Source organism: Phormidium sp. CCY1219 (genome assembly GCF_035615515.1).
In the GTDB taxonomy this organism is placed as follows: domain Bacteria; phylum Cyanobacteriota; class Cyanobacteriia; order Cyanobacteriales; family Laspinemataceae; genus CCY1219.
Genome location: NZ_JAJENT010000340.1, coordinates 1 through 4,176, shown reverse-complemented (window position 1 = coordinate 4,176; position 4,176 = coordinate 1). Strand labels below are relative to the sequence as shown.

Annotated in this window: 5 protein-coding genes; all 5 read right to left on the bottom strand. The window is 43.3% G+C overall.

Features of this window, described 5'->3' with window-relative positions; all coding sequences use genetic code 11:
• Window positions 1-229: 229 nt before the first annotated feature.
• The 5 genes from LKK83_RS06065 to LKK83_RS06045 all read right to left on the bottom strand — a co-directional run bounded on the left by LKK83_RS06065 (window position 230) and on the right by LKK83_RS06045 (window position 3,960).
• The gene (locus LKK83_RS06065) at window positions 230-901 is read right to left on the bottom strand and encodes a 2OG-Fe(II) oxygenase family protein (RefSeq protein WP_324630049.1); all 672 of its coding nucleotides are present in this window, start codon (window positions 899-901) and stop codon (window positions 230-232) included.
• Between the two features lie 45 nt (window positions 902-946).
• Window positions 947-2,236: an LL-diaminopimelate aminotransferase gene (locus LKK83_RS06060; RefSeq protein ID WP_324630047.1), complete on the bottom strand. Its 1,290-nt coding sequence runs from the start codon at window positions 2,234-2,236 to the stop codon at window positions 947-949.
• A 13-nt stretch (window positions 2,237-2,249) separates the two neighbouring features.
• Window positions 2,250-2,765 carry an SET domain-containing protein gene (locus LKK83_RS06055; RefSeq protein WP_324630046.1) on the bottom strand — a complete coding sequence of 172 codons (516 nt, stop codon included), beginning with the start codon at window positions 2,763-2,765 and terminating at the stop codon, window positions 2,250-2,252.
• Window positions 2,766-2,775: 10 nt separating this feature from the next.
• Window positions 2,776-3,681 (bottom strand): dihydropteroate synthase, encoded by a 906-nt coding sequence (locus tag LKK83_RS06050; protein WP_324630045.1) that lies wholly within the window; start codon window positions 3,679-3,681, stop codon window positions 2,776-2,778.
• A gap of 93 nt (window positions 3,682-3,774) precedes the next feature.
• Window positions 3,775-3,960: a hypothetical protein gene (locus LKK83_RS06045; RefSeq protein WP_324630044.1), complete on the bottom strand. Its 186-nt coding sequence runs from the start codon at window positions 3,958-3,960 to the stop codon at window positions 3,775-3,777.
• Window positions 3,961-4,176: the final 216 nt, after the last annotated feature.

Sequence of the window (4,176 nt, the reverse complement as noted above, 5' to 3'; positions counted from 1 at the left end):
ATTCACCACCCCCACCCCTGCAGCACAAGAATTGAGCATGGTCAACAGGGGGGCTAAGCCATTGAAACTGGCTCCATCCAGTTGTTTGCTCTTTTCAATGATAATGGGGTAAAGTCCGAGATGTTTTAACCAAAGCGCACAAGACATTCCGGCTGGCTCACCTCCTATGATAACAACTACATTTTTCATGGTTATGCTTAATTCAACATTTCAAAACCTGAAGATTGAGTTACTTGACTGGGGCTAAATTGCTCCAAAATAAGGCTTTTGAGGAATCAAACCCTCGAACCCGATGAACGTTGGCTTTGACTGCGCCTTGAGTGAGGTCTTGTAATAGCGTACCCGCCTGAATCATGATGTAACCTTCGCGATCGGGAATAGAAAACCAACCCAACTCTTGCTTATACCCTTCAAATCCAGCAATCGAAATGATAATCGTAATTAAGGATCTATCCTTGTGAGGGCCAATAGAAACTTCTTGCGCATCAGCTCCTTTAATGTATTCTATATACTCTGCTTCTCGGTCATAGATATAAAATCCGCAGTTTTGCTGCCGAGAAAATTCTTGTAAAAACTCCTTCGGATATCCCAACGCCAGAGAGATGATCTCCAGGAGTTTGGAAATAAACCCAAAATAGGGTTTGACCGCTAAGTTTTCTCCATCTTCAAATCGGCTATATGTGCCATGAAAAACCGATCCTTGGCCTGTGTAAGCGTCTTCTCCATAATAGACATCAACTGAACTCTGAAGATTTTCAAGTTGCTTATCGATCTTTTTCCTGGCTTCAATCGTATCCTTAATATAGAAAAAACCAAATTGACTCAGACCTTTTTTGACTTCTTCTACTAGATGTTTTTCGGATCGATCTAATCCTTCAATGGTTGGATAGTGTTCGAGCATTATTGTACTCATCATTAAACTCCTTATCGTTGTCTTTTTTAAGTTCTAAGCCATTGGGTGTTTAAGCGCCCCCAAATGTTCTACCGCAGCCTTAATTTCCTCCTGTTGACCCAGGGTACTCAAACGCAAGAAGCCTTCGCCACTTGAACCGAATACGCAACCGGGTACACCAACAATCCCCGTTGATGCTAACAGTTTCTCAAAAAACTGCCAGGAAGATAATCCTTGGGGCGCTTTGACCCACACAAAAGGGCTATCGGTAGCCCCAAAACAGTGTAACCCAGCTTTTTCCAAACCTTCTCGGAGCAAGTCAGCATTTTTGAGATAATAATTGACGATTTTCTGGCATTCCTGTTGTCCAACTGGGGATAAAGCGGCGATCGCCCCATATTGAGCAACATTTGCCGTTCCCCAAAACTTGACCGCATGGCGGATACGCCACAAGTTGTTTAACTCTCCAGGCATTGTATTCTTAATCGTCAGTTGCTCAGGAATCACACACCAACCGACCCTCAAACCCGTAAAATTGGCCATTTTGGAAAAACTGCCAATCTCAATGGCACATTCTTTCGCCCCTTCAATTTCATAAATACTCCGGGGTACATTGGGAACACTGATGAAGGCGCTGTAAACAGCATCGAAAATAATCACAGCGTTCTGACTCCTGGCATAGTCCACAAACCCTTGAAGCTGCTCGTAAGTTGCCACTGCTCCCGTAGGATTATTGGGAAAGCACAGATAAATTAAATCTACTTTTTCTGACGGCAGCTTGGGGATAAAATTATTTTCCTCTTCACAGGGCAAGTTGACCAAGGGGCGACCAGCCAGTACAGTTCCTTCTACAAAAGCCGGATAAGCAGGGTCTTGCACGGCTACTGTATTATCCAGAGCAAAGAGGTCTTGAATGTTGACGGAAGCAGATTGAGCGCCATCACTAATAAATACTTCAGAGGATTCAAGTTCAACCCCCATTTTTTTGTGGTAATAGTTATCACAAATAGCCTGTCTCAGGGCCGAGTTTCCAGTAATATCCTCATACCCGGTATAGGTTTTTGGGTCTGCCAAACAATTGGCAGCATCAACCATCGCTTCAACCACTGTTGGGGGTAAAGGCTGGGTGGTATCCCCAAAAGCCATCATAAAAATTTTCTGTTGCTGATGGCTGGCTTTATAGGCTTCTACTTTACCCCAGACTTGGCTAAAAACGATTTCAGTATAAGTTTTCTCTCCTGTTAGTTGACTGAGATTTAAGTTCTTGGTAGCCATTGGATGGAAATGGGTAGCAGGTGACTGGCGAGTATAACTAGCATTTGATTCTCCAGGGTGGAGAATCAATCTAGTATGGAAGCTAAACTTTTAGCTTTTTCTGGATGTAGTCTGACAGTTGATATTGAGCCAAAATATTGCGAGGTAGGTGAGCTGCACCTTGAATGTATCCAAGACAGTTTGGACTTTGGCACACACACTCAAATCCTCGATCCATTGACCATTCTGTGGATGGATAGAAGAAGGTCAGTTCTTCGCCAATTTCAATTTTTCGTAGAGCAGTGACTACCCCATCCGTCGGGTTGAAGGCTACGTTGGGGGCGCAGCTATGGTTGATGTATTGCAAATATTCTGGGTCGAGCATGATATGCTGGCGATCGCTAACTTGCACGGTTAAGTAGTTGGGGCGATCGAGGGTCTCTTTTGCCCCAAACTGACTGATGATGTCTCCAGGCATAAATTCAACCGTAGAATAGAGGGATTTTCCTCCTGTTTTCTGGCACTCCTTGATTTCACCAAAAGGGATGATTTGTGTGTTTTTTTCAGCGATCTGCATTGATTTTAATTCTGGGATAATAGTAAATCCTTCATTTTTCACTCTACCATCTTTAGGCTAAACTTAGGGTTTCCAAAACCGCTTTTACTTTAGAAATCTCATGGGTTCTCAGCAAATCGCTTTTTCCTAATGCGGCAAAAACGGACAGAAAGACTTGCGTACTTCTAATTTCTTCTCCCCCAATTTCTAAGGCACTAGGGATCTGATTGAACACCGGAAATCCTAATTTCCTTAATCTAAAAGCATTCAGCAGAGATTTGATTTGATAATTGAGCCGTTTGCCTGCATTTTCATAATCGTAATAGAAATTACTGTATCCCAGACCGATCGCTGGATCGATAAATATCTTGTTCACTCCCAGTTTAGTGGCTTTCTCCGTCTCTTTAGCCAAATAATCGTAGACCAAAACAATCGGATCTTTAGCTTTAGCCCAATCGAATTCTTCTACATCTCTAGCGTGTTTTCCTTCCACATAGCAAATAATAATTGCGCCATCGAAATCAGCCACAGCTTTATAAATTTCTTCGCTATTTTCTGTCCCCGTAAAGTTGATGACATTTGCACCACACTTTAGACATTCTCTGGCAACTTCAGGATAGTAGGTTTCAACCGAAGTCAATATTCCTTCCTGACTCAAGGTTTCTAGAACGGGCAAAAGCTGACTGGTTTGTTTTAATTCATCCACCCTAGGGGTGTTTTTTGAAGTGGCTTCTACACCAATATCAATGATATCAGCACCTTGAGCTGTTAGAACTCTACCCCGACGAATTGCCTGTTCGCGGGTGTAACACACAGAGTGGTTCCACCAAGAATCAACAGAAAGGTTAATCACACCCAACAGAGCTGTTTGCTCGTTAAAGTTAAATTCTTTGTTCCCAAGTTTGATATTTTCTACTGGGATATCGTAGTCATTTTTATGTTGCTCATACACCTCATAAATTTCTTTCAGAGTCAGCATTTTCAACCTCTTTTCATTAATTAATTCTTGGAGTTACCCAAAAGTTACAGCTATTTTATTAGCCCATAGTATTTTAACTCAATCAAGGTCAAACTATAATCTCCACCCCCCAGCAACTTCTAAAATTTGCCCGGTGATGTAATCCGCCGGACTGCGACCGGGGGGACTGAGAAAGTCCGTAGGCGCGGGAATGGCTTCGATACCTTGTTTTTGGAAGACGAGGAGCGATCGCGCCATTGGCGATCGGGTTGGGTCGATGGGGGCGATAAAACCCCGCACCTCCCATTTAGAACTGGACGTGCAAGTTTCCCTGCATCCGGCTCCCGATAATCTAGCCTTTTGGCTCCAGCGTGTCAGTCTAATTTTCGCTGGTTTAAAATATCGACGCTTCATACGTGGCTTCGTATTCCTATCCATAGACACTTGCTCGATGGAGTACCTGCTTAGACTCAGGCTTAACCACCTTTCCTCCCCGCTTCACGGATTGATGACCAG

What these genes read in the sequence shown, in the direction of transcription:
- LKK83_RS06065 (WP_324630049.1), bottom strand. Translation starts at nt 901, where the DNA reads ATGCTCGAACACTATCCAACCATTGAAGGATTAGATCGATCCGAAAAA.
- LKK83_RS06050 (WP_324630045.1), bottom strand. Translation starts at nt 3,681, where the DNA reads ATGCTGACTCTGAAAGAAATTTATGAGGTGTATGAGCAACATAAAAAT.